Source organism: Bacillus sp. 204(2023) (genome assembly GCF_037027505.1).
GTDB classification, from domain to species: Bacteria; Bacillota; Bacilli; order Bacillales; family Bacillaceae; genus Bacillus; species Bacillus subtilis.
The window spans coordinates 68,377-93,144 of record NZ_JAXCHE010000012.1 but is presented as its reverse complement, the minus strand read 5'-3'; the positions used below and the strand labels follow the sequence as shown (position 1 = coordinate 93,144).

21 protein-coding genes are annotated in these 24,768 nt (G+C 46.5%); 9 read left to right on the top strand and 12 right to left on the bottom strand.

Translation table 11 applies throughout. The annotated features are described in order from the left end of the window. Positions 1–149 precede the first annotated feature (149 nt). Both WA279_RS19395 and WA279_RS19390 read right to left on the bottom strand, forming a co-directional pair. Positions 150–476 carry a four-helix bundle copper-binding protein gene (locus WA279_RS19395; RefSeq protein WP_327829014.1) on the bottom strand — a complete coding sequence of 109 codons (327 nt, stop codon included), beginning with the start codon at positions 474–476 and terminating at the stop codon, positions 150–152. A gap of 118 nt (positions 477–594) precedes the next feature. Beyond that, entirely contained in the window at positions 595–1,032 is a 438-nt protein-coding gene (locus tag WA279_RS19390; protein ID WP_327829013.1) for a ferritin family protein, read from the bottom strand. A 183-nt stretch (positions 1,033–1,215) separates the two neighbouring features. Between WA279_RS19390 and addB the strand changes: the two genes are divergently transcribed. The 5 genes from addB to hlpB all read left to right on the top strand — a co-directional run bounded on the left by addB (position 1,216) and on the right by hlpB (position 13,353). Beyond that, complete coding sequence (gene addB, locus WA279_RS19385; protein WP_336156382.1) at positions 1,216–4,716, top strand: helicase-exonuclease AddAB subunit AddB; 3,501 nt, start codon at positions 1,216–1,218, stop codon at positions 4,714–4,716. Beyond that, complete coding sequence (addA, locus tag WA279_RS19380) at positions 4,703–8,401, top strand: helicase-exonuclease AddAB subunit AddA (RefSeq protein ID WP_336156381.1); 3,699 nt, start codon at positions 4,703–4,705, stop codon at positions 8,399–8,401. The genes addB and addA overlap by 14 nt, the downstream gene beginning before the upstream one ends. Before the next feature lie 71 nt (positions 8,402–8,472). Continuing rightward, positions 8,473–9,648, top strand: coding sequence for an exonuclease subunit SbcD (gene sbcD / locus WA279_RS19375; protein WP_336156380.1), 1,176 nt, complete (start codon positions 8,473–8,475; stop codon positions 9,646–9,648). After that, entirely contained in the window at positions 9,645–13,037 is a 3,393-nt protein-coding gene (gene sbcC / locus WA279_RS19370; protein WP_336156379.1) for an exonuclease subunit SbcC, read from the top strand. The genes sbcD and sbcC overlap by 4 nt, the downstream gene beginning before the upstream one ends. A gap of 13 nt (positions 13,038–13,050) precedes the next feature. Further along, entirely contained in the window at positions 13,051–13,353 is a 303-nt protein-coding gene (hlpB, locus tag WA279_RS19365; RefSeq protein ID WP_064671212.1) for an HNH nuclease-like protein HlpB, read from the top strand. A gap of 36 nt (positions 13,354–13,389) precedes the next feature. Here hlpB and WA279_RS19360 read toward each other — a convergent pair whose 3' ends face one another. The 8 genes from WA279_RS19360 to WA279_RS19325 all read right to left on the bottom strand — a co-directional run bounded on the left by WA279_RS19360 (position 13,390) and on the right by WA279_RS19325 (position 16,986). Beyond that, a complete protein-coding gene (locus WA279_RS19360; protein WP_003233096.1) occupies positions 13,390–13,608 on the bottom strand; it encodes a spore germination protein in 219 nt (72 codons plus the stop codon). 31 nt (positions 13,609–13,639) lie between these two features. Continuing rightward, the gene (locus WA279_RS19355) at positions 13,640–14,041 is read right to left on the bottom strand and encodes a spore germination protein GerPE (protein ID WP_032725362.1); all 402 of its coding nucleotides are present in this window, start codon (positions 14,039–14,041) and stop codon (positions 13,640–13,642) included. Beyond that, positions 14,041–14,217: a spore germination protein GerPD gene (gene gerPD, locus WA279_RS19350; RefSeq protein ID WP_123373353.1), complete on the bottom strand. Its 177-nt coding sequence runs from the start codon at positions 14,215–14,217 to the stop codon at positions 14,041–14,043. The genes WA279_RS19355 and gerPD overlap by 1 nt, the downstream gene beginning before the upstream one ends. After that, positions 14,214–14,831, bottom strand: a complete 618-nt coding sequence (locus tag WA279_RS19345) for a spore germination protein GerPC (RefSeq protein WP_014476381.1) — start codon at positions 14,829–14,831, stop codon at positions 14,214–14,216. Before WA279_RS19345 ends, gerPD begins: the two co-directional genes overlap by 4 nt. A 22-nt stretch (positions 14,832–14,853) precedes the next feature. Continuing rightward, on the bottom strand, positions 14,854–15,087 hold the full coding sequence (gene gerPB / locus WA279_RS19340; RefSeq protein ID WP_003233090.1) for a spore germination protein GerPB: 234 nt from the start codon (positions 15,085–15,087) through the stop codon (positions 14,854–14,856). 14 nt (positions 15,088–15,101) lie between these two features. After that, complete coding sequence (locus tag WA279_RS19335; RefSeq protein WP_003233088.1) at positions 15,102–15,323, bottom strand: spore germination protein; 222 nt, start codon at positions 15,321–15,323, stop codon at positions 15,102–15,104. 423 nt (positions 15,324–15,746) lie between these two features. Beyond that, positions 15,747–15,917, bottom strand: a complete 171-nt coding sequence (gene yisI, locus WA279_RS19330; RefSeq protein ID WP_003233086.1) for an aspartyl-phosphate phosphatase YisI — start codon at positions 15,915–15,917, stop codon at positions 15,747–15,749. A 145-nt stretch (positions 15,918–16,062) separates the two neighbouring features. Beyond that, positions 16,063–16,986 carry a CotH kinase family protein gene (locus WA279_RS19325; protein ID WP_251186902.1) on the bottom strand — a complete coding sequence of 308 codons (924 nt, stop codon included), beginning with the start codon at positions 16,984–16,986 and terminating at the stop codon, positions 16,063–16,065. 154 nt (positions 16,987–17,140) lie between these two features. Between WA279_RS19325 and WA279_RS19320 the strand changes: the two genes are divergently transcribed. The 3 genes from WA279_RS19320 (at position 17,141) to wprA (ending at position 21,370) form a co-directional block, all read left to right on the top strand. Then, positions 17,141–18,046, top strand: a complete 906-nt coding sequence (locus WA279_RS19320; RefSeq protein WP_003245441.1) for a fumarylacetoacetate hydrolase family protein — start codon at positions 17,141–17,143, stop codon at positions 18,044–18,046. A 115-nt stretch (positions 18,047–18,161) separates the two neighbouring features. Continuing rightward, complete coding sequence (locus WA279_RS19315; RefSeq protein ID WP_003244937.1) at positions 18,162–18,518, top strand: YisL family protein; 357 nt, start codon at positions 18,162–18,164, stop codon at positions 18,516–18,518. Positions 18,519–18,685: 167 nt separating this feature from the next. Next, the gene (gene wprA / locus WA279_RS19310; protein WP_041851007.1) at positions 18,686–21,370 is read left to right on the top strand and encodes a cell wall-associated protease WprA; all 2,685 of its coding nucleotides are present in this window, start codon (positions 18,686–18,688) and stop codon (positions 21,368–21,370) included. Between the two features lie 30 nt (positions 21,371–21,400). On the opposite strand, the gene WA279_RS19305 is transcribed toward wprA, so the two are convergent. Next, positions 21,401–21,982, bottom strand: coding sequence for a DUF2777 domain-containing protein (locus WA279_RS19305; protein ID WP_123373639.1), 582 nt, complete (start codon positions 21,980–21,982; stop codon positions 21,401–21,403). Positions 21,983–22,127: 145 nt separating this feature from the next. Here WA279_RS19305 and asnB point away from each other — a divergent pair, with 145 nt between their 5' ends. Continuing rightward, positions 22,128–23,972, top strand: a complete 1,845-nt coding sequence (gene asnB, locus WA279_RS19300) for an asparagine synthase (glutamine-hydrolyzing) (RefSeq protein ID WP_336156378.1) — start codon at positions 22,128–22,130, stop codon at positions 23,970–23,972. Between the two features lie 129 nt (positions 23,973–24,101). Here the strand turns inward: asnB and WA279_RS19295 are convergent, their stop codons facing one another. Further along, positions 24,102–24,581 (bottom strand): DinB family protein, encoded by a 480-nt coding sequence (locus WA279_RS19295; protein WP_336156377.1) that lies wholly within the window; start codon positions 24,579–24,581, stop codon positions 24,102–24,104. Positions 24,582–24,768: the final 187 nt, after the last annotated feature.

Genomic DNA, 24,768 nt, shown 5'->3' with positions numbered 1-24,768 from the left:
GAAGAGTTTCTTGTGTGGAACATGAGAAAGACACCGTCCTTTTCAGTCTTTCTTTTATTTTATTACAGGGGAATTGATATTTTAAGGGAAAAATAAAGGCTGTCGAGATTTTCTCGACAGCCTGAGGGTTCTTTTTTGAACCCTCTTTTTTACGCTGCCATGCTGCGGCATTGTTCAGCACAGGTGAAGCAGGTTTTCGCACATGCTTGGCAATGATCATGATCGTGCTTTCCGCATTCAGTGCCGCATGCTTCACAAATATCGGCGCAAAGTGCACAAATTTCTTTCATAAACGGGCTGTCCGTTTGCATGGCTTTGACCGCCAGCGCGCAAATATCCGCGCATTCCCTGTCAAGCCGGATGCATCCGCTGAGATGATGCTGCACGCTTTCTTCCAAGCATTTAGTGAAACAATGATTGCAAGCCTTCATACAATCGATGCAAGCCTCAATACAAGCTTCAGAATATTGCTCCATGGTTGATTCCCCCTGTATGGCAGTATATGGTTTTATGTTTCCCGGCTGCATTTGAAAAAAACGGAGGAATGTGTTTTTAGCTGAGGAGATATGTACATATACCCTAAAACGGGTATATCTAACGTTTGGCCAGATAGTATAGGAACCAGACAGCGTGATTTTGTTCATCACGTGCTGCGCGCGTAAAGACGCCTTTCGCTTTTAAGTTTGACGTTTCCTCGGCCGAACGCAAGTAAAAGTCGACGGTTTCTTGTTCATCTTTAAAAGCGGCGTCCAGTCCTCTTGTGAAATTGTCCGGGCATTCTTCCGTTTGTTTCGGCATGATGTGTTTGCCGGTAATTGAACCATACAGTGTGGAAAATTCACGGAGGTGGCGAATCTCGTCACGCCTGATTTCTTCAATCTGTTTTCTGACCTCATCGCTGTGGGCGAGTTCGGCAAGCTTGCGGTAGCATTGAATTGCACTGAATTCTCCGTTGATGGCCTTCTGCAAATTCCGAATCAAAACAGGATCTTCCCTGTATGGCACCGGATAGGGATAGTAGCTGTAATGCAAGGGGATTCAACTCCATTCTTAGGAATTGGGCTTCTGTAAAAGTATATGTTGGGCAGGGAGAGATGTGCGGAGATAATCAGCTTTTTATATGTGAAAAGGCCGTTTTTACCAATAGATCAGATTGGTCATTTTCGTCAACATTCGATAAAATATATAGAGATAAAAAGAGAGGGGTCTTCTAATTTGGGAGCAGAGTTTTTAGTAGGCAGGTCCGGGAGTGGAAAAACGAAGCTGATCATCAACAGCATTCAGGATGAATTGCGCCGGGCTCCATTCGGGAAGCCGATCATTTTTCTAGTCCCGGATCAAATGACGTTTTTAATGGAATACGAGCTTGCTAAAACGCCAGATATGGGCGGGATGATACGCGCTCAAGTGTTCAGTTTTTCACGATTGGCCTGGCGCGTCCTCCAGCATACGGGAGGAATGAGCAGGCCGTTTCTGACGAGCACCGGCGTACAAATGCTCCTGCGGAAGCTCATTGAGGAGCATAAACAGGAGTTCAAAGTCTATCAAAAAGCGAGTGACAAAAGCGGGTTTACCGCACAGGTTGAGCGGATGCTGACAGAGTTTAAGCGCTATTGTCTGGAACCGGAGGATATCCGCCGGATGGCGGAAAGCGGAACGGCTTCTGAGTATCGCGGAGAACGTGTTTTATCTGAAAAGCTCCATGACTTATCAATTCTGTATCAGCAAATGGAAAAAAGCCTCGCAGACCAATATCTTCACTCTGAGGATTATTTGACATTGCTGGCAGAGCATATCCCGCTTGCGGAAGATATAAAAGGCGCCCATATCTATGTGGATGGCTTTTATCAGTTTACACCGCAGGAATTCAGGGTGTTGGAGCAGCTTATGGTTCATGCGGAGCATATCACGTTTTCGCTCACAGCGGACAAGCCGTCATATGAGCGGGAGCCGCATGAACTGGAATTGTTCAGAATGACGGGGAAAACCTATTACCGCCTGCATCAGAAGGCGAAGGAACTGAATTTGGACATTACGTATAAAGAGCTGAGCGGGACTGTGCGGCATACAAAGACGCCGGAATTGGCGCATCTAGAGGCACAGTATGAAGCGCGTCCGGCCGTTCCATACGCAGAAAAACAAGAAGCCCTTACTGTAATGCAGGCCGCAAACAGACGAGCTGAGCTGGAAGGCATTGCCCGGGAAATTCACGCCCTAGTCAGAGAGAAGGGATATCGCTATAAGGATGTAGCAATTCTTGCGCGCCAGCCGGAAGACTACAAGGATATGGTAAAGGAAGTTTTCGCAGATTACGAGATTCCTTATTTCATTGACGGAAAAGCATCTATGCTGAACCATCCGTTAATTGAATTTATCCGGTCAAGCCTTGATGTTCTGAAAGGGAATTGGCGTTATGAAGCGGTGTTTCGCTGCGTGAAAACCGAACTGCTATTCCCGCTCAATGAACCGAAGGCCAAAGTGAGAGAACAGGTCGATCAGCTCGAAAATTACTGTATCGCCTATGGTATTAAAGGCGACCGCTGGACAAAGGGCGATCGTTTCCAATACAGGCGTTTTGTGTCATTGGATGATGATTTTGCGCAGACTGATCAGGAAATCGAAATGGAAAACATGTTGAATGACACCCGCGATTGGATTGTTCCGCCGCTTTTTCAGCTTCAAAAACGCATGAAAAAAGCGAAGACGGTTCAAGAGAAGGCGGAGGCGCTCTATCGTTATTTAGAAGAGACGGATGTGCCGCTGAAGCTGGATCAGGAAAGGCAGCGTGCTGAGGATGACGGCAGAATCATTGAAGCGCAGCAGCATCAGCAGGCGTGGGACGCAGTCATTCAGCTGCTTGAGGAGTTTGTTGAAATGATGGGAGATGATGAGATTTCTCTTGATTTGTTTCAGCAAATGATAGAAGCCGGAGCGGAGTCGCTTACATTTTCTCTAATTCCGCCTGCGCTTGACCAGGTGTTTGTCGGCAATATGGATTTGTCCAGAATGTATGGCACCTCCTGCACCTTTGTGCTCGGGGCAAACGACGGCGTTCTGCCGGCACGCCCTGATGAAAACGGGGTCCTGTCGGATGATGACCGGGAATGGCTGAAAACGATTGGGGTTGAGCTATCCTCAGGCGGACGGGAGCGTTTGCTTGATGAGCATTTCCTCATCTACATGGCGTTTTCAAGTCCGTCTGACCGGCTTTACGTATCGTATCCGATTGCTGATGCGGAAGGAAAAACGCTTTTGCCGTCGATTATCGTTAAACGGCTGGAAGAACTGTTTCCGCATCATAAGGAGCGCCTGTTGACAAATGAACCTGAGCAGGTCAGCGATGAGGAGCAGCTGATGTATGTCGTGAATAAAAGCGTGGCACAGTCCTTTACCGCGAGCCAGCTCAGGTTATGGACACGGGAATACGACATCAGCGACGTCTGGTGGAGCACGTACAATGTGCTGATGAGTGAGCCGGACAGGCTGCAGTCGAAAAAGCTGTTCTCAAGCCTGTTTTTCCGGAATGAAGTGAAGCAGCTTGAACGCAGCGTGTCGAGACAGCTCTATGGTGAACGCATTCAGGGCAGTGTATCGAGAATGGAAACCTTTAACGCATGCCCGTTTTCCCATTTTGCGTCACACGGGCTGCATTTGAAGGAACGGCAATTCTTCAAGCTTGAAGCACCGGATATCGGCCAGCTGTTTCATTCCAGCTTAAAGCTGATTTCAGACAGGCTGCGTGAGCAAAAGCTGGATTGGCGCGATTTAACGAAGGAGCAGTGCGAGCTGTTTTCCTATGATGCGGTAGAACGGCTGGCACCGAAACTGCAAAAGGAAATTCTGCTCAGCTCAAACCGGCATTATTATGTGAAGGAAAAACTGCAAAAAATTGTGACACGTGTGTCCGGCATTTTAAGCGAGCATGCGAAAGCGAGCGGATTCGTACCGATCGGGCTTGAACTGGGCTTTGGAGGAAAAGGGCCGCTTCCGCCGCTGACCTTTCAACTGAAAAACGGCTGTACGATGGAACTCGTCGGGCGAATTGACCGTGTTGATAAGGCTGAAAGCTCAAAAGGCCTGCTCCTCAGGATTGTCGATTATAAATCAAGCGACAAAGGCCTTGACTTAGCGGAAGTATATTACGGATTGGCACTGCAAATGCTGACGTACCTTGATTTATCGATTACACATTCAGCTGACTGGCTCGGGATGAGGGCGACGCCTGCCGGAGTGCTGTATTTCCATATTCATGACCCGATGATTCAATCTAATCTCCCGCTTGGGCTTGACGAGATTGAACAGGAAATTTTTAAGAAATTTAAAATGAAGGGCTTGCTCCTCGGTGATCAGGAAGTGGTTCGCCTCATGGATACAACCCTTCAAGAGGGACGGTCAAATATCATAAACGCCGGCTTGAAAAAAGACGGATCTCTTAGATCAGACTCGGCAGCAGTCGGTGAAAAGGAATTTGATCTTTTGACAAAGCATGTGCGCCGCACCTTCCAGGAAGCGGGCGAACAAATCACCGACGGGCGCGTATCCATTGAGCCGTACAAAATGAAGAACAAGACGCCGTGCACATACTGTGCGTTCAAATCAGTATGCCAATTTGATGAATCACTGGAAGAAAACGAGTATCGCCCATTAAAGGCTGAAAAGGACAAGACAATACTTGAGTGGATAAAAAAGGAGGCGGATGGCAATGAACATTCCTAAACCGGCAGACAGCACATGGACAGATGACCAATGGAATGCCATTGTTTCAACCGGCCAGGATATTCTTGTGGCAGCGGCTGCGGGCTCTGGTAAAACCGCTGTGCTCGTTGAACGAATGATTCGGAAAATCACCGCGGAGGAAAACCCAATAGATGTAGACCGTCTTCTTGTTGTGACATTTACAAACGCCTCAGCGGCAGAGATGAAGCACCGAATCGCAGAAGCCTTGGAAAAAGAGCTTGTACAGCGACCCGGCTCGCTGCATATCAGACGCCAGCTGTCTCTTTTAAACCGGGCCAGCATTTCGACGCTTCATTCCTTTTGCCTGCAAGTGCTGAAGAAATATTACTACTTGATCGATCTTGATCCGGGCTTTCGGATAGCTGATCAGACGGAAGGCGAGCTGCTCGGTGATGAAGTGCTTGACGAGCTGTTTGAAGACGAATATGCAAAGGGTGAAAAGGCATTTTTTGAGCTTGTTGACCGCTATACGACAGACCGGCACGATCTGGACCTGCAATTTCTCGTTAAACAGGTGTACGAGTATTCCCGATCCCATCCCAACCCCGAGGCGTGGCTGGAAAGCTTTGTTCATTTGTATGATGTATCAGAAAAGAGCGCCATCGAGGAGCTGCCGTTTTATCAATATGTCAAAGAAGATATTGCAATGGTGCTTAACGGGGCGAAGGAAAAGCTCTTGCGTGCGCTTGAGCTGACGAAAGCGCCGGGCGGCCCGGCGCCGCGTGCTGACAATTTTCTTGATGATCTTGCGCAGATTGATGAACTGATTCAGCATCAGGACGATTTCAGTGAACTATATAAGCGGGTGCCCGCGGTCTCTTTTAAGCGTGCCAAAGCAGTAAAAGGGGATGAGTTCGATCCAGCGCTCCTTGATGAGGCGACAGATTTGAGAAACGGCGCAAAAAAACTGCTTGAAAAGCTCAAAACCGACTACTTCACGCGAAGTCCTGAACAGCACTTGAAAAGCCTAGCCGAGATGAAGACTGTCATTGAAACGCTCGTACAGCTTGTCATCAGCTATGGAAAACGATTCGAAGCTGCGAAACAGGAAAAATCAATCATCGATTTTTCTGATTTGGAGCATTACTGTTTAGCGATTTTGACAGCTGAGAATGACAAAGGTGAACGTGAGCCGAGCGAGGCTGCGAGGTTTTATCAGGAACAGTTTCATGAGGTGCTCGTTGATGAATATCAGGATACCAACCTCGTGCAGGAGTCGATTCTGCAGCTTGTCACAAGCGGGCCGGAGGAGACCGGTAACCTGTTTATGGTAGGAGATGTCAAACAGTCGATTTATCGATTCAGGCTTGCGGAGCCGCTTCTTTTCCTTTCTAAATACAAACGATTTACAGAGAGCGGAGAAGGCACGGGGCGGAAAATCGACTTAAATAAAAATTTCCGAAGCCGGGCTGATATTTTAGACAGCACAAACTTTTTATTTAAACAGCTGATGGGCGGCAAAATCGGTGAGGTCGATTATGACGAGCAGGCTGAGCTGAAGCTTGGTGCAGCGTATCCGGACAATGACGAGACGGAAACAGAGCTGCTGCTGATCGACAACGCAGAAGATACGGATGCAAGCGAGGAAGCAGAAGAGCTTGAAACGGTGCAGTTTGAGGCAAAAGCCATCGCTAAGGAAATTCGCAAGCTGATTTCATCGCCATTTAAGGTGTATGACGGAAAAAAGAAAACACATCGCAATATTCAATACCGAGATATCGTGATTTTGCTCCGTTCGATGCCGTGGGCTCCGCAAATCATGGAGGAGCTGAGAGCACAGGGCATACCGGTTTACGCCAATTTGACGTCAGGCTATTTCGAAGCGGTCGAAGTCGCCGTCGCGCTTTCTGTGCTGAAGGTAATCGATAATCCGTATCAGGATATACCGCTTGCCTCTGTGCTGCGCTCACCGATTGTCGGAGCAGATGAAAACGAGCTGTCTTTGATCCGGCTTGAAAATAAAAAAGCGCCGTACTATGAGGCGATGAAAGACTACCTGGCTGCTGGTGACCGGAACGATGAGCTTTATCAAAAGTTAAATACGTTTTACGGACATCTGCAAAAATGGCGCGCGTTTTCGAAAAACCACTCAGTATCTGAGCTGATTTGGGAAGTGTACCGCGACACCAAATATATGGATTATGTCGGCGGGATGCCGGGCGGAAAACAGCGTCAGGCCAATTTGCGTGTTCTTTATGACAGGGCGCGCCAATATGAATCAACGGCATTTCGCGGCTTGTTCCGTTTCCTGCGGTTTATCGAACGCATGCAGGAGCGGGGCGATGATCTTGGTACGGCGAGAGCGCTCAGCGAGCAGGAGGATGTTGTCCGCTTAATGACGATCCACAGCAGCAAAGGGCTCGAATTTCCAGTCGTGTTTGCAGCAGGTCTCGGCCGGAATTTCAACATGATGGATTTAAATAAATCGTACCTGCTGGATAAGGAGCTCGGATTTGGCACGAAGTATATTCATCCGCAATTACGCGTCAGCTATCCGACACTTCCGCTCATTGCGATGAAGAAAAAAATGCGCAGGGAGCTGCTGTCAGAGGAATTGCGTGTTCTCTATGTTGCATTAACGAGAGCGAAGGAAAAGCTGTTTCTGATTGGCTCATGTAAGGATCATCAGAAACAGCTTGCAAAATGGCAGGAATCCGCGTCCCAAACTGATTGGCTTCTGCCGGAATTTGACCGCTATCAGGCGAAAACGTATCTAGATTTCATCGGCCCGGCTCTTGCCAGGCACAGAGACTTGGGGGATTTGGCTGGTGTGCCAGCACACGCTGACATCTCAGATCACCCGGCTCGTTTTGCCGTTCAAATGATCCATTCCTATGATTTGCTTGATGATGATCTGGAAGAAAGAATGGAAGAAAAAAGCGAGCGCCTAGAAGCGATCCGCCGAGGTGAACCAGTTCCCGGCTCGTTTGCGTTTGATGAAAAAGCCCGCGAGCAGCTGAGCTGGACATACCCGCATCACGAGGTGACGCAAATTCGGACAAAGCAATCGGTTTCTGAGATCAAAAGAAAAAGAGAGTACGAGGATGAATACAGCGGCAGGGCCCCTGTAAAACCGGCTGACGGAAGCATTCTGTACAGACGTCCCGCTTTTATGATGAAAAAAGGCCTGACAGCGGCAGAGAAAGGGACTGCCATGCATACGGTTATGCAGCATATCCAGCTGTCACATGTGCCGTCGATAGAAGAAGCTGAGCAGACGGTTCACAGGCTTTATGAAAAAGAGCTTCTCACTGAAGAACAAAAAGACGCTATTGATATAGAAGAAATCGTGCAATTTTTCCATACAGAAATCGGCGGACAGCTGATCGGTGCTAAGTGGAAGGACCGGGAAATACCATTCAGCTTAGCGCTTCCGGCCAAGGAGATCTATCCTGATGCAAAGGAGGCAGATGAGCCGCTTTTAGTGCAGGGTATCATTGACTGTCTCTATGAAACTGAGGACGGATTATATCTATTGGATTATAAGTCGGACCGGATTGAGGGCAAATTCCAGCATGGATTTGAAGGAGCGGCCCCGATCTTGAAGAAACGATATGAAACGCAAATTCAGCTGTACACGAAGGCAGTGGAGCAAATTGCAAAAACAAAGGTAAAGGGATGTGCGCTTTATTTCTTTGACGGAGGGCACATTCTGACATTATAGCGAGATCCATAAGCTCCGGAATTTCAGGCGGAGCGGGTCTCGTTTTCTATATAAAAGAGAGGTGAAAGCATTTGCGGATTTTACATACGGCTGACTGGCATCTTGGAAAAACGCTTGAAGGAAGAAGCAGGCTGAGTGAACAGGCCGATGTGCTGGATGAACTGAATACGATTGTAAAGGATGAGCAGATCGATGCCATTGTAATGGCGGGGGATGCATTTGACACCGTAAACCCGCCAGCTTTAGCCGAGCAGCTGTTTTATGAGACCCTGTCTGCGCTTAGCGACAGAGGAAAGCGCCCGATCGTTGTCATTGCCGGAAACCACGATAATCCTGACCGTTTGTCCGCCGCTTCACCGCTGACACATGAAAACGGCATTCATTTAATCGGTTATCCGACAACAGAGCCGATTCATATTGAAGTGCCTTCAGCAGGAGAGCTTTTGGCGGTTGGAGCACTGGCGTACCCATCTGAAGCGCGGTTAAATGAAGTGCTATCCGATACGTTTGATGAAAAGCTGCTCCGTGATCACTATGATGTGAAAATCAGGCAGGCGTTTGAGCATATGACAAGCCGGTTCCGGAACGATGCAGTGAAGGTTGCCGCCAGCCATATTTATGTGGCAGGCGGAAACCAAACCGATTCAGAGCGGCCGATTGAAGTCGGCGGTGCATACACGGTGGCTGCTGAAAGCCTGCCGGCAGATGCCGCTTACGTTGCACTCGGCCATTTGCATCGACCGCAAACGATCAAGCGGGCGCGGACGCTTGCGCGTTATTCAGGATCTCCGCTCGCCTACAGCTTTTCTGAAGCGGGCTACGCTAAATCAGTGACGATTGTGGACGCAAAGCCTGGGGAAGAGGCCACTTGGCAAGAGGTGTTATTATCAAGCGGCAAGCCACTTGTGAAGTGGAAAGCGGCAAATGGATTGAGTGAGGTATATAGCTGGCTGGATGAAGGCAGAGATCAGAATGCTTGGATTGACCTGGAAATCCGTGTCGCGGACCAGCTGTCACTTGAAGAGATTCACAGGCTGCGGAAGGCGCACCCGGGCTTTATCCATATCAGGCCGGTTTTTGAAGAACAAAACAAAGACCGGGAACGGATCGAGGTTAAACATGTCTCAATCGAGGACCGCTTTAAGAAATTTTATGAAAAACAAACTGGTGGTGCGGTGCCGGATGAAGAAATGGTGAAGCTGTTTTTAGAGCTTGCATCAGGCGTTGAGGAGGAGGATGCGAAATGAAGCCGATCGCCTTAAGCATTAAGGGGCTCCACAGCTTTAGAGAGGAGCAGACGATAGATTTTGAAGGCCTTTCCGGTGCCGGTGTTTTCGGCATTTTCGGCCCGACAGGAAGTGGTAAATCCTCTATTCTCGACGCAATGACGCTTGCTTTATACGGAAAGGTGGAACGGGCGGCGAATAATACGCACGGTATCTTAAACCAGGCGGAAGATACGCTGTCTGTTTCCTTTACCTTTGCGCTTCAGACGAATCACCAAATCTCATACAAAGTCGAGCGTGTGTTTAAGAGAACGGATGAAATGAAGGTAAAAACGGCACTTTGCCGCTTCATCGAAATCAAGGATGAGCATACGGTGCTGGCTGATAAAGCCAGCGAAGTGAATAAAAGAGTGGAGGAGCTCTTGGGGCTGACGATCGACGATTTTACGAGAGCGGTGGTGCTGCCCCAAGGGAAGTTTGCTGAATTTCTGTCTTTAAAAGGGGCAGAGCGCAGGCATATGCTTCAGCGTTTATTTAATTTGGAGCAATATGGAGACAGGCTTGTGAAAAAGCTGAGACGGCAGGCGCAGGAAGCCAATGCGAGAAAAAATGAAATGCTTGCTGAACAGTCCGGTCTCGGTGAGGCGAGCTCAGAGGCAGTTGAGCAGGCTGAAAAAGCTCTCGAACAAGCTGAAGCCCGGCTGGAAGCGATGAGGAAGAACCGTGATCAGGCGAAGGAGCGGTTTACAGAGCATCAGGAGATTTGGAATGTCCAAAAGGAAAAATCCGCTTATGAAGAAGAGGAAAAACGTCTCGCAGAAGAACAGCCGCATATAGACAGCATGCAAAAACGCCTGCTGGAAGCAGAAACAGCAGCAGCTCTTAAGCCCTATGCGGACCGGTACGCAGAAGCGATCCAGCATGAGGAACAAGCTGAAAAGGAACAAACGCTAGCCCAAAAGGATTTAGCAGACCGGACAGCTTTCTTTCAGCAAAAACATGAAGAGTATGAAGCGTGGCGCCAGCATAAAAGCGAGAAAGAGCCTGAGCTTTTAACCAAACAGGAACAGCTTTCACGCTTGCAGGAAATCGAAATCAAACTGAGTGAGGCCAAGCAAGAGGAAGAGCGCAAAAAGGCTGACCTCCGACAGAAAGAAGAGGCTCTTCAATCTGTCATGAATGAATTAGAGACCGTAACAGACCGCCTGACACGAGGGCAAAACAGACAGACAGAATTGAAACAGCAGCTCAAATCCCTGCAGGTGACATCCGATGAGCGAAAAAGCTGCCAGCAGGCCGCAGAAATGGCATTGCGCATCAGACAAACCGAGGAGCAAATCAAAAAAGAGAAAAAACGAAGTGACGAATTGAACCTCGTGCTTCAGAAGATAAATGAAGAGAAGAATACACTCGTTCAAAAGACGGAAGCAGAAGAAAACAATATCATTCAGGCATATGAGGCAGTTCAAACTGTGTACCATTTGGTGTGCGAAACGGAACGCTCATTAACACGTATGACGGAAGAGACTAGAAAGAGTCAACACACGCTTCACTTACAGCGTGAAAAAGCAAGGGTGGCACTGCTGACAAAAGAGTTAGCCCAAAAGCTGACTGCCGGAAAGCCTTGTCCGGTATGCGGTTCAACCGATCATGATCCATCTGCCTCAGTACATGAAACGTATGAAGCCGACAGCCATCTTGAAGAGGACATCAAACGGACAGATGTGTTATTGACGGAAGCTGCAGCTCTCAGCCAGGAGATTCTTTCAGCCAAAATTACGCTTGAAGAACAATCCACGCGCTTTATTGAACAGTGTCCGTTTTTGCAGACAATTCAAGCGCAGAACCTTGAAGCGGCAGCTTCCTTCGAAAATCAGCCGGTGTATGAAGTATTTGAAACTGCCAAATTTGAATGGAAACGAATCAAGCAGGACATTCTTTCTGTTAAGACACGAATGGCACAAATGATCGGCGCCTATCAGGAGTCTTTAAAAAAGGCCGAGCAGCTTAATGAAAAAATCGGTTTTGAAAAAAGAGAAGCTGACCGTATTGAAAGCATCATCACTGAGCTTCAATCCTCAATGGACAGCAGTCTGAACATGTTTAAAGAAGCATTTCAGAATCAATCTGTGGACGAAGCAGAAAAATGGCAGCAAGCCATTGAAGAAAAGGACCGGGCTGCAGAAGAATGTGAAAAACGAATTGAGAAGAGTATCGCGTTTCTTGCTGAGCATGAAGCACAAAAGGAAAAACTGCAGGAATCTGGACACCGGCTTGAACGGGAAAAGCTGGAGCTTCATTATGCGGCTGAACGCATCAAGAGCGTGATAGCTGATTATGAGCACGAACTCGGAGATTATGCAAAAGGAGATTCGATTCAAATCAAACTCCGCTCTGTCCAGCAGGATCTAAAGCTGTTAAAGGAAAAAGAACAATCTTTATATGAAGAACTGCAAAGCGCCCAAATGAAGCTCAACCAGGCGAAAAGCCGCGCTTCGGCAAGCGAGCTCACTCTTCAAGAGGCGAAGGGCAGATTGGAAAAAGCAAAAGCTGCTTGGCTTGAGCATGCCAAAAACACCTGCTTTACCCGGACTGAGGAGGTTGAACAAAGTCTGATCCCAGCCGATGAACTTGAAAAGATGAAAACCGGCATAGACCAGTTTATGGATAAACTGAAGCAAAATGCTGCAAACTTAAAACGAGTAGCAGAGATACTTGACGGCAGAGCTTTATCAGAGAGCGAATGGAACGAAACCGTTGCAGCATTACAAGAAGCTGAGGACGCATTTGGCGCTGCTATAGAGGAAAAAGGCGCGGCAGCAAAAGCACTGGCTGTCATTCGCGACCATCATAAACGGTTTAATGAAATTGAAGCTGAACTGAAAAAATGGCAGACGCATATCGACAGGCTGGACAAGCTGCAAGCTGTGTTTAAAGGCAATACCTTCGTCGAATTTTTAGCTGAGGAGCAGCTTGAAAGCGTAGCGAGGGACGCCTCAGCAAGACTCAGTATGCTGACAAGACAGCGCTATGCCATCGAAGTAGATTCAGAAGGCGGCTTCGTGATGCGGGATGACGCGAATGGAGGCGTAAGACGCCCGGTTTCCAGTTTGTCTGGAGGAGAGACCTTCCTCACCTCGCTTTCACTTGCTCTTGCGCTGTCTGCGCAGATCCAGCTTCGCGGGGAATACCCGCTTCAGTTCTTTTTCTTAGATGAAGGCTTCGGCACACTGGATCAAGATCTGCTTGATACGGTTGTAACGGCCTTGGAAAAACTTCAGTCAGACAATCTGGCTGTCGGTGTCATCAGCCATGTGCAGGAACTGCGTGCACGGCTTCCGAAAAAGCTGATTGTCCATCCGGCTGAACCGAGCGGCCGCGGTACGCGGGTATCACTTGAGTTGATGTAAGGGAGGAGCGGAAATGGCAAAGCAGACTGCCGGAATATGTGAGCTGTGCGGCCGGAGCGATGTCCAGCTGACAGAGCATCATCTCACACCGAAAGAGGAAGGCGGAACGTTTTTGCCGACAGCGATGCTCTGTATTCCTTGCCATAAACAGATTCATGCCTTATATACCAATCAAGAGCTCGCTGTACGTTTAAACAAAATGGCTGAACTCAGAAGCGATCCAGAGCTTGCCCGGTTTGTCAAATGGATCAGAAAACAGCCGCCTGAGAAGCTGATCAAAACAAAGAAATCAAATGAACGAAAAAAGAAAAAATGACTAAAAAGCAGCCCTCTCTTTGCAGAGCGGCTGCTTTTATCCGTTTCCAACCATATCCTGATCGTTGACATCGGGGTCTATATAATTTGTCGCGTTGACTGCATTATTTAATAGAAGGAAATCTCCAGTGTTTCCTGCTCCCGAACCGAGCGCAGATTTTGAAGAGCTTTTCGGAGAAAGGTAAAAGGAATCACCAAAGTTTACGACTCCGCCCGATATGGAATTGATAGCTATAGGCCCGACAATTGCTGGCATAAACGACACCCTTTATCGAAGTCTCTGTTTATTATATGTTCTTGGCGGGCGATTGTGAGCGCGGAGACTGAATCTGTCTGATATGTTTGATTCTCGCGTCACCGCGGATAAGCGAAGCTGAACCAGCATGTAAAACAGAAGAGGCGGAAACCCCTTGAATTTTGATGCTGCGAACATAAATAGCCGGCACCTCGTGGCAAAATGCGCTTTGTACACCTGTTTCGGGAATCGGCTTCACGGCCTGCTGCTGAAAGATCTGATACTCCTTTTTGTTAAATGAGCCTTCATTATTGTAAAACGTGGACAGAGAACGCTGAACAGCAAATACTTTTACACTCATATCGATTTCATTTGTGTCGCCAACTTGAAACACACTTGCGATCCCGAGGGAATTAAACTTAACTAGTCTGATGCGTGATATGCGTTTAAGCATTATTCTGGCGAAATCGGAGCAAACGGCCCGATGATAAGAGATTCAGGCGGTGTATCAAAAATAGAAGACAGGTAGATGGATTCAGTGTCTCCGATGTGGAAAACGGAGGAACTGGACACACCGTTCATCCGGATGTCCCCGACTTCCAAGCTGCGGTTGATGACTGTAAAGATCATGCTTGCTCATCTCCTTTCATTTCTGATGGAATATGCTCCAGAAAGTGTTCTACAGCGCGGATGACATCACGCTTCACATGCTCAGCGATATGTTCTGCATATTGTGCAGGCGGTGTATTTTCTTCTTTTTTGATATGGGACATATAATAGTGAATCCGGCTGTCCATTTGTTTTCTGATGTCTTCAATAACATGGTGTCTGTTTGTATCGTCAAGTCTGCTGTCATATTGGTTTTCAAGCTGTTCCAAAATATCTGGGATTTCCTCAGTTAAGTACATGTCGACATTCTGGCGGATCTGCTGCATGAGCTGAGCGCTCTCTTCCTGCTGCATCATCCCGATTTGCGGTGTCGACTGGCTGACTTCAAAGTTTTGGACGCTGTTCGGGTCAGTCGGATTTAAGCCGATATTCAAAGTCCCGTCGAGCCTTTCGATTTTCAGCTGATCAAATTTATACTCCACACGCTCAATGGTAGTGGCCGGCCGCTGTTTCATCGTATTCATTTCAGTTTGAATCTCTTTCAGCTGACGTTCGAGCTGCTGAATGTGAATCGCCTGCTGCTGAACGAAGGAATTCAAGTTTTGCAGGTAAGAGGAAACAGATTGATCATACATGTTCTTCACCTCTTTCATATGATTAACGGCCAGGAGGCTGGAGCGGGACCAATGAACCTGTGTCGGGCTCCTGCAGCTGGAGCGGTTGCCCTGAGCCAGAAACTTCTGGTGCCGGTTCTACATAACTACCTGTATTATACAAATTTGACAGAGACTTGATTGATCCGGCGCTCCCGATTTGCAGAATGGAGGAGTTGCTGATTGATTCCAGCCGGAGATAGTTGATTTGAATGGTTTGATTAATATAGAAGTTCATGAGCCTCACTCCTTTTACGCATTGGCCACGATCGGCTGATCAACCGCATCATTGTCATACACATTCGTCGCGTTTTGATAATTCATCACCTTGAGGCTGTCGCCGGTATTAAAGCTGCCAGCACCGGCAAACGTTCTGACCTGAGCCTGAGGAGAAATCGTAATGCAGTCCCCGATGTGAACGACTCCGCTCGTACCAATCGCATTAATTTTAAACGCTCCGACAATGGCCGGCATACGAGCACATCCTTTGTTGAAAAATTAAAAAAAGACAGGTAAAGTGAAATGACAATTCTGATTTCAATTGGGCTATTCACGATAGCTTATGACAAACGCACATATGTGTGAGAGAAATTTAAAGGGGACATATCGGCTCTTGATGAAAGCGTTTTATTTTTTTCGGGCCGTTATGTTTAAACATGGCAAAAGAGGATGTTGGGTATAAATTGAGCGGAAATGCGGCGAAGGATGCCGCTATCCGCCTATGGTGATTTTTGTTTATTTCTTTGGTGTTTTTGCGTGTAGAATGCTTTTTGGAGTATGTCGTGCTGCGGTATTCGATTTTTGGGCGGGCACATTCTCGCCCTGAGGTATATCCCAGAAGTGCTGAGCAAAAAGCGGAGTTACAGGTGGTGTATTCTAATTGTTATAGAAAATGATTTACATACGGGAGTTTTCAAGATATCTCCCAAAAATCATTTCTTCTTTAATCCGGGTATTCAGCAGGATATCCAGCTCTTGGCTGCATTGAATCGTTTCCTTTGAATTCATGCCGTATTTTTGTGCGGTTTCAATTAGTGTGATCCTCATTTCTTCAATTTTACTGTTCATTACGCTATCTCCAATTCTAGATTTTATTTTGATATAAATACAGGATATCGTTAGTATAACCTATTTTGGCTCAAAAGGTTGCCTTTCGTCAATTTGACTAAAAAAGCGACAATTTTTGCTGCGGCCTTTTTTAATGGAGAAAGGACTAAAGTCTTGCTAAGTGTGCTTGTAAAAAGTTCTGCCGTTCCTCAATTTCTCTAAGTATGTTTGTCTGCTCTTTTTCGATCTGAAAGGGGCTTTTTTTGATAAAAGGATCATCAGCAGCGCTTTGACAAATGTCAAGGTGCCATTCGTTGATGAGAGGAGATAATTGTTCAATAGTAAACGACCGCTTCAGCACGTTTTTCATTAAGGTGTGATATTGCGACCGGAAGGCGGGAATGGATAGAAGCCTTGACGAAAGCGTCTTTCCTTTTGTCAGAAGCGGGTCTTCTTCATACCATTCTTGTACGGCAAGCGATCTTGTCTCCATCGGGGAAACGTAAAGCCGGCCTGATTCGTTTAAACAAAATGTGTAGTAAAAGCCTTGATTGGTGCAGGCGTTGCCGATCAGCCACAAAAAAAACAGCTTGACGTCCAGGTACAATTTAATCCTTTCAGCCAATTCGTCATCTCCGGCTGTGCGGATCAGGATGAAAAATTCATGTAAGAATGCCGAGGAATCATTGTTAAAAAGGGACAACGGAACCCTTGGATCGGCCGTCTTTGCTCCGTAACTCGTTTTACCAGCTGGCTGATGGTTCTTGATGTTCAAATAAATGCCTTCAGGCTGGCCATTGATGGTCAGAAAGCTGTACGAGGCAGCGGGAGCAGGTACGCCGATCTGGTCAAAAAAACAATAGGCGAGTCTGCGCCGCATCAGGGACGGATCATCCTGTTCTGCATTCAAAAAAAGTGTCCTTTCACCAAGCAGAGACTTTTCCCAGCTGATTTCATAGGATGCCTTTTCCGTTCTGTCACGCTGTGTGAGAAGAATGGGAGAAACAGATCGATCTGTTACGAAAAGCCCCTTGGCAGTACCTTTCCTTTTCAGCTGCTCCCGATGAAAAAATAAATGCACGCGCTCCATATTCTTTCCTCCTTCTCAAAACGACATTTGTATGATATGTAGAGCAAGCCCGTCCTGAAACGAAATGAAAACGGAATTGAGAAAAAGGGATTTCAGCATTCGACAGAGAATACATGAAGGAGCATTCTGATTTAAAAGATGATGGAGGAATAACATGAAATTTGCGACAGGGGAACTTTACAACCGAATGTTTGTCGGCCTGATCATTGACGATGAGAAAATTATGGATTTGCAAAAGGCTGAAAAAAAACTGTTTGAACTTGAGACGATTCCGGGATCGCTGATTGAATGTATCGCAGAAGGGGATAAATTCGTTGCGCATGCAAGGCAGCTGGCCGAGTGGGCAAAGAAACCGAATGATGAGCTGGGATCATTTATGTATTCATTATCTGAGGTGAAGCTCCATGCACCCATTCCGAAGCCATCAAAAAATATCATCTGCATCGGCAAAAACTACCGGGATCACGCGATTGAAATGGGAAGCGAGGCTGATATTCCGGAGCATCCGATGGTATTTACAAAATCGCCGGTAACGGTTACTGGGCATGGTGATATCGTAAAGAGCCATGAAGAGGTTACCTCTCAGCTTGATTATGAGGGAGAACTTGCTGTCGTGATCGGAAAAAGCGGGACCCGCATTTCAAAAGAAGATGCCTATGACCATGTTTTCGGATATACAATTGTGAATGATATCACGGCGCGTGATCTGCAAAAAAGGCATAAGCAGTTTTTTATCGGAAAAAGCTTGGATACGACATGTCCGATGGGGCCCGTGCTTGTACATAAATCATCGATTCAGGAGCCAGAGCGCCTCAAGGTTGAAACAAGAGTCAACGGCGAGCTGCGCCAATCCGGTTCGGCAAGCGATATGATCTTTTCCATTCCGGAATTAATTGAAACCCTCTCAAAGGGGATGACGCTTGAAGCGGGCGACATTATTGCCACCGGTACGCCGTCTGGTGTAGGCAAGGGGTTTACGCCTCCAAAATTCTTGCGATCAGGTGACAAAATTGATATTACAATTGACCCGATCGGAACGCTGTCAAACCAAATTGGCTGAATAAAACTGGAGGGCGGACCCGGACCCGCCCGTTTTTTCTGATAATCATCTTTGTGGCAGAGGACAAGTTCATGGTACTATAAGTGGGGTAATTTATCTGATAGGGGGAACATGTATGACACACCTACATATTACGACATGGGTGGTAGCGCTGATTCTGCTTTTCGTCAGCTACTCGCTGTATTCGTCAGGAAGTGCGAAGGGCGCAAAAATCACTCATATGATTCTGCGGTTATTCTATATCCTTATTATTTTGACAGGAGCTGAGCTGTTTGTCCGTTTCGCCAACTGGAACGGAGAATACGCCGGCAAAATGATTCTGGGCATTATCACCATCGGCCTGATGGAAATGCTCCTCATCCGCAAGAAAAAAGAAAAATCAACAGGAGGCCTGTGGGTCGGCTTCGTCATTGTCCTTTTGCTGACAGTGCTGCTCGGTCTGCATTTGCCAATTGGTTTTCAATTGTTTTAATAGAAAAACCTATGAACCCGGCTCTTTGATAGAGTTGGGTTTTTTTATATTTATCCCCTCATATTCCAAATCATTTAAAATAACCTTAAAATTCCCTGTAAGCGGTATCTCGTCCTATGAAATTATGATACCTTCAAGGAGATTCATTATTTTGCAGGAGGGATAACATGAAACGCAGAAAATTCAGCTCGGTTGTGGCGGCAGTGCTTATTTTTGCACTGATTTTCAGCCTTTTTTCTCCGGGAACCAAAGCTGCAGCGGCCGGCGCGATCGATCAGGCGGCTGCTCTGGAAAACGGCAAAGAGCAGACAGGCGCCATGAAGGAGCCGGAACAGGTGAAATGGTACAAAGTGACCCCGGGAGCAACGGATATTCAGAAAAACTCACATATGGCACTTACCGTAAAGAGTGATTCAGTACTGAATGTATCTGTATATCCAAGTAAGGAAAAAGCGCTTAAAGATGAGACGTTTGAGATGTACCGTTCTTTCACAGCGGAGGATGGAAAAAGCGAAGTCATCTTTCCATACGCGTGGAGCGGCCCTTACTATGTAAAAGTTGAATACCTCGGAGAAGAAGAGCCAGAGGACGACGGAACGGCAGAAGCAGCTGCAGAAGCCAAGTATACGATTGGGTATAAAGGCACCAAAAAACAGCCGTCAGATTTAGAAGAGGAAGAAGCTTGTCCGGTTGAAATGAGTGTCGATCAGAAGAAATCAGGAAAAGGCATCCTGGATAAGCTGAGAGCGATTCGTGATGAGCAGCTGAGCCAAACAGCAGAAGGCAAAGAACTGACAAGCCTTTATTACAAAGCAGCACCGTTTATCGTTGCAAAACTCGCACTCAATAAAACAGCAAGAAATGAAATCTATCAGGATCTTGTGACATTAAAGCCGTTATTTGACGATGTGTCAGAAAACGGAGCATCATCTTCGTATAAGGTCACTGAAAAGGATCAAAAAGCGATCAACCGGCTATACGATAAAGCTTTACAATCAGTCCCGTCATTCCTTAAAGAGGAGATAAAGAAACAAGCGGACCGACTAAATATGAAGCAGCTGCAAGGCAAAACAGCCGGAGCCATTTTAACAGAAAACAATATTGCAGCAAAAAGTGAAGTTCAGACAACAAAGGTTATTTTCAAGGTGAAGGACAATAAAAGCCTCTCATCCGTACATAATGAAATGAAGGGCTTTTCTGCAAGCGCGCAATCGAAAAAAGACATATCTAATGTGAAAAAGGCAAAGAAACTGTTTGACAATCTGTATTCATTTGAACTTCCGAAAGACGAGAAACAGAACGGCGCATATACGGCAAGCGCCAAAAGGGTCAAAAGCGCTGCTGCGACACTATCCAAGATGTCCAATGTAGAGTTTGCGGAACCCGTGCAGGAATACAAAAGCCTGGCAAACGACATTCAGTACCCTTATCAATGGCCGCTTAAAAACAACGGTGAAAACGGCGGTGTCAAAAACGCGGATGTGAAATATGAGCCTGCCAACACATTGCTGTCTAAACGCAAGCTTAACGATACACTCATTGCAGTAGTAGACACAGGCGTAGACAGCACGCTTGCTGATTTAAAAGGAAAAGTAAGAACAGATCTCGGACACAATTTTGTCGGACGAAATAACAATGCAATGGATGATCAGGGGCATGGGACGCATGTCGCAGGCATTATTGCGGCCCAAAGCGATAACGGCTATTCAATGACTGGATTGAATGCCAAAGCAAAAATCATCCCTGTAAAAGTGCTTGATTCCGCAGGTTCCGGAGATACTGAACAAATTGCTCTCGGCATCAAATATGCTGCTGACAAAGGAGCAAAGGTGATTAATTTAAGTTTAGGCGGAGGCTACAGCCGCGTGCTTGAATTTGCTTTGAAGTACGCAGCTGACAAAAATGTGTTGATTGCCGCAGCCAGCGGGAATGATGGAGAAAATGCCTTATCTTATCCTGCATCTTCTAAATATGTGATGTCAGTCGGCGCAACGAACCGCATGGATATGACCGCTGATTTCTCTAACTATGGAAAAGGTCTGGACATCTCTGCTCCAGGGTCTGATATCCCGAGCTTAGTGCCGAACGGAAATGTCACGTACATGAGCGGAACGTCTATGGCGACGCCGTATGCTGCCGCTGCTGCAGGATTGCTGTTTGCTCAAAATCCTAAACTGAAAAGAACAGAAGTTGAGGATATGTTGAAAAAGACGGCAGATGATATTTCCTTTGAAAGTGTCGATGGCGGAGAAGAAGAGTTGTATGACGATTATGGCGATCCGATTGAAATTCCGAAGACACCTGGTGTAGACTGGCATTCAGGCTACGGGCGGCTGAATGTCATGAAGGCTGTCAGCGCAGCTGATTTACAGCTTAAGGTCAACAAGCTGGAAAGCACTCAAACAGCTGTCAGAGGAAACGCGAAGGAAGGCACACTTATCGAGGTGATGAACGGCAAAAAGAAACTCGGCAGCGCCAAAGCCGGAAAAGACAATGCGTTCAAGGTTAATATCGCGACTCAAAAACAGGATCAAGTACTGTATGTGAAAGCAACTAAAGGCGATGCGAAAACATCGTATAAAGTTGTCGTCGTCAAAGGAAAACCTTCCGGCACACCGAAAGTAAACGCGGTGAAAACGAAGGATACGGCAGTAAAAGGGAAGGCAAACAGCAAAGCGATGATCAGAGTAAAAAACAAATCAAAGAAAGTCATTGCTTCTGCCAAAGCAGACGCAAAAGGAACGTTTTCGGTGAAAATCAAAAAACAAAAAGCCGGAACGGTGCTGTACGTCACGGCTGCGGATACAGATAAAAAAGAAAGCAAGGAAGCAAAAGTTGTTGTTGAAAAGTAACCAAAAAGCGGTGCTCGATGCACCGCTTTTTTATTTGCGCCCCCGTTGGACTGCTGAATACATAATGGATCGCTTTCCGTTTGAAGCTGTCCATTCAAAACGGTCTCCTGTCCCTTCGCTGCTGTAGTGATGCTGCATCGCGCATTGTGCGGTGTCATTTGAAAAGTGATAAAAGGACACACCCTGCCCCGCCGAAGTATTCGAAAAGACTCCTTTATTATAAGAAAAGACGCAATCGAATACCGATAAGCCGAAGCTGTGCAAGTGCTGTAGAAATGCGAGAAAGGTTTCGTCGTCAAGCGAATCCAAAAGCGCCATGAGCGGCCGCTTGACTGATTTCTCATAGCGGATGCGTTCTCCGCCGGAAAGGGAGATGTTTTCTTCACCGCATGCCAGAACCAATTGATCCTGAAAGCCGGCTTGCTCCCACTTTCCTTTATGATGGATCCAGATTGGGCTGTGTTGGAGACTGTCCGCCAGCAGTATATCGCCTTCTCCGTTTTCGATTAAACAGATGCCGTCTTCAATGAGGATGGTGCCGTATTCCCACTTTCGTTCCTCTGTATATAACAATTGTTTCCGTTTCATCCATGCTGTCTCCTTTTTCTTCATTCCTCTCTTTTCTTTCCAATTCAAGCCTGTCCCATACAACTCTTTTATGGACAAATCAACTATCTGCCTATAGATGCATAAACTTACTAAGGTGCTGAAAGAAACGAAATTGTTACGAAAGAAACGGGATTGGAGCTGATGTCACATGTGTGGAATTACGGGTTGGGTCGATTTTAAAAAGCAGCTCGTCCAGGAAAAACAAACGATGGACAGAATGACAGACACTCTTTCCAAACGAGGGCCTGATGATTCAAACGTTTGGGGGGAGCACCATGTTTTATTCGGACATAAAAGACTTGCGGTTGTTGATATTGAAGGCGGACGCCAGCCGATGGCGTGTACCTATAAAGGGGATACGTACACCATTATTTACAATGGCGAGCTTTATAACACGGAAGATTTGCGCAAAGAATTGCGGGCGCGGGGCCATCAATTCGAACGTACGTCAGATACCGAGGTGCTTCTGCACAGCTACATCGAATGGCAGGAAGACTGTGTCGACCATCTCAATGGCATATTCGCTTTCGCTGTGTGGGATGAAAAGCGAAATTTGCTGTTTGCCGCGAGAGACCGTCTCGGCGTAAAGCCGTTTTTTTACACGAAGGAAGGCTCTTCATTTCTCTTCGGGTCGGAAATCAAAGCAATCCTCGCGCACCCTGATATAAAAGCGCGAGTGGACAGAACGGGACTTTCTGAAATTTTCGGTCTTGGACCGTCCAGAACCCCGGGCACTGGCATATTTAAAGGCATAAAAGAAATCCGCCCGGCTCACGCGCTGACATTTTCCAAAGACGGACTTAATATTTGGCGTTATTGGAATGTTGAAAGCGAAAAACATACGGACAGTTTTGATGACACGGTTGCCAATGTCAGATCGTTATTTCAGGACGCGGTGACGCGGCAGCTTGTGTCGGATGTGCCGGTTTGCACATTCCTATCAGGCGGTCTGGACTCAAGCGCAATTACAGCGATTGCGGCGGGCCATTTTGAAAAGGCAGGAAAAGCACCGCTTCATACTTATTCGATTGATTACGAAGAGAACGATAAATATTTTCAAGCAAGCGCATTTCAGCCGAATGATGACGGACCATGGATTGAAAAAATGACAGAGACTTTCGGCACGACGCACCACAAATGCGTCATCAGCCAAAAAGATCTCGTTGATCATTTGGAGGAAGCTGTACTGGTCAAAGACTTGCCGGGAATGGCGGATGTCGACTCATCCCTGCTGTGGTTTTGCCGGGAAATCAAAAAGGACTTTGTCGTCAGCCTATCGGGAGAGTGCGCGGATGAGATTTTCGGCGGGTACCCGTGGTTCCATACGGCAGATGTTGAGTCTGGCTTTCCATGGATGAGATCAACGGAGGAGCGGATCAAGCTGCTTTCTGACTCATGGCAGAAAAAATTGAATCTGAAAGAATACGTAAATGCCAAATATGAAGAAACCTTGGCAGAAACGCCATTATTAGATGGTGAAACGGGTGTGGATAAAGCAAGAAGACAGCTGTTCTATTTAAATATGCTTTGGTTTATGACGAACCTTTTGGATCGGAAGGATCGCATGAGCATGGGGGCGAGCCTGGAAGTGCGGGTGCCGTTTGCCGATCACCGGCTTGTGGAATATGTTTGGAATATTCCGTGGGAAATGAAAATGCATGATAATCGGGAAAAAGGCATTTTGCGCAAAGCGCTTGATGGTATTTTGCCTGATGACATTCTGTATCGCAAAAAAAGCCCGTATCCGAAAACACATCATCCGGAATATACAAAAGGCGTCAGCGAATGGCTGAAAACGATCAGAAGCCAAAAGGACTCCGTGCTCCATACCTTGCTGGACAGAAAACAATTAGATCAGCTTTTAGAAACGGAAGGCTCCTCCTTCAAGGTGCCGTGGTTCGGGCAGCTCATGAAGGGGCCTCAGCTGATCGCCCATCTTGCTCAAATTCATACATGGTTTGAAGCGTATCGCATTGATATTGACGAGAGGTAGGTTCAATGCAAATGTGATTAAAAGCCAGAGATGTATAGATTTAAATAAGAAGGATAGATGAGCAGGGAAATATATGCTCTATCTATCCTTTTTTGTACAACAGCACTATCGAATTGCCCCCGCATTCCTTCAATAAGAATGAATAGGTTTTAATGTTCTGCCGATAAAACTAGCTGATACCGGGCTTAACTTTAATTCCCTAGCCCATACAGAAAGTTGACCAATATGGTGAATTTCGTGAGCGATGATATGGTGTAATATTTCATCTCGCGTATATAAAACACCTGTCTCCCAAGGAACGCTTACAAGTTTATCTTTTATTTGATCTGAATGTGTTTGTAAAACATCAATTATTTCAGTTCGGAATGTATTTGAGAGAGATTTCACTTTATTGAGTGTTTGATAATCAGCGAACTGAACAGCGATATCTTCTTTTCCTTGGATAGCACGAATCCAACTATATTCCACATCAATAATATGAAAAAGGGTATATAAAATATTCTCTACTCCGCCAAGACGGTTTTTAAGTAATTCTTCAGTGGTTAGTTGATGACACCAAGTAAACCATTGATCTCTAACCTGCCAGTTATATTCAAAAAATTTTATCACTGAACTCACTCCAATACTATCATGTATCATAACAATTAGCCCTTTTTTCCGTGATTCCTCTATTATTGAAGTGATGATTGAGAAATGTTTACATTCTACCTGTTGTATGGCATTAAAAATAATAATGCATATCTCGTCGATGATGCTGTGCGTCTTGTTACTTTTACAAAGTAAGAATCGGCATTTT

Coding starts and splice junctions, on each gene's coding strand:
- WA279_RS19320 (WP_003245441.1), top strand. CDS start 17,141: ATGAAATTTGCGACAGGGGAACTTTACAACCGAATGTTTGTCGGCCTG.
- gerPD (WP_123373353.1), bottom strand. CDS start 14,217: ATGATCTTTACAGTCATCAACCGCAGCTTGGAAGTCGGGGACATCCGG.
- yisI (WP_003233086.1), bottom strand. CDS start 15,917: ATGAACAGTAAAATTGAAGAAATGAGGATCACACTAATTGAAACCGCA.
- WA279_RS19335 (WP_003233088.1), bottom strand. CDS start 15,323: ATGCCGGCCATTGTCGGAGCGTTTAAAATTAATGCGATTGGTACGAGC.
- WA279_RS19395 (WP_327829014.1), bottom strand. CDS start 476: ATGGAGCAATATTCTGAAGCTTGTATTGAGGCTTGCATCGATTGTATG.
- WA279_RS19325 (WP_251186902.1), bottom strand. CDS start 16,986: ATGGAGCGCGTGCATTTATTTTTTCATCGGGAGCAGCTGAAAAGGAAA.
- addA (WP_336156381.1), top strand. CDS start 4,703: ATGAACATTCCTAAACCGGCAGACAGCACATGGACAGATGACCAATGG.
- gerPB (WP_003233090.1), bottom strand. CDS start 15,087: ATGAACTTCTATATTAATCAAACCATTCAAATCAACTATCTCCGGCTG.
- WA279_RS19360 (WP_003233096.1), bottom strand. CDS start 13,608: ATGCCAGCAATTGTCGGGCCTATAGCTATCAATTCCATATCGGGCGGA.
- sbcC (WP_336156379.1), top strand. CDS start 9,645: ATGAAGCCGATCGCCTTAAGCATTAAGGGGCTCCACAGCTTTAGAGAG.
- asnB (WP_336156378.1), top strand. CDS start 22,128: ATGTGTGGAATTACGGGTTGGGTCGATTTTAAAAAGCAGCTCGTCCAG.
- wprA (WP_041851007.1), top strand. CDS start 18,686: ATGAAACGCAGAAAATTCAGCTCGGTTGTGGCGGCAGTGCTTATTTTT.
- hlpB (WP_064671212.1), top strand. CDS start 13,051: ATGGCAAAGCAGACTGCCGGAATATGTGAGCTGTGCGGCCGGAGCGAT.
- WA279_RS19355 (WP_032725362.1), bottom strand. CDS start 14,041: ATGCTTAAACGCATATCACGCATCAGACTAGTTAAGTTTAATTCCCTC.
- WA279_RS19345 (WP_014476381.1), bottom strand. CDS start 14,831: ATGTATGATCAATCTGTTTCCTCTTACCTGCAAAACTTGAATTCCTTC.
- WA279_RS19315 (WP_003244937.1), top strand. CDS start 18,162: ATGACACACCTACATATTACGACATGGGTGGTAGCGCTGATTCTGCTT.
- WA279_RS19305 (WP_123373639.1), bottom strand. CDS start 21,982: ATGAAGAAAAAGGAGACAGCATGGATGAAACGGAAACAATTGTTATAT.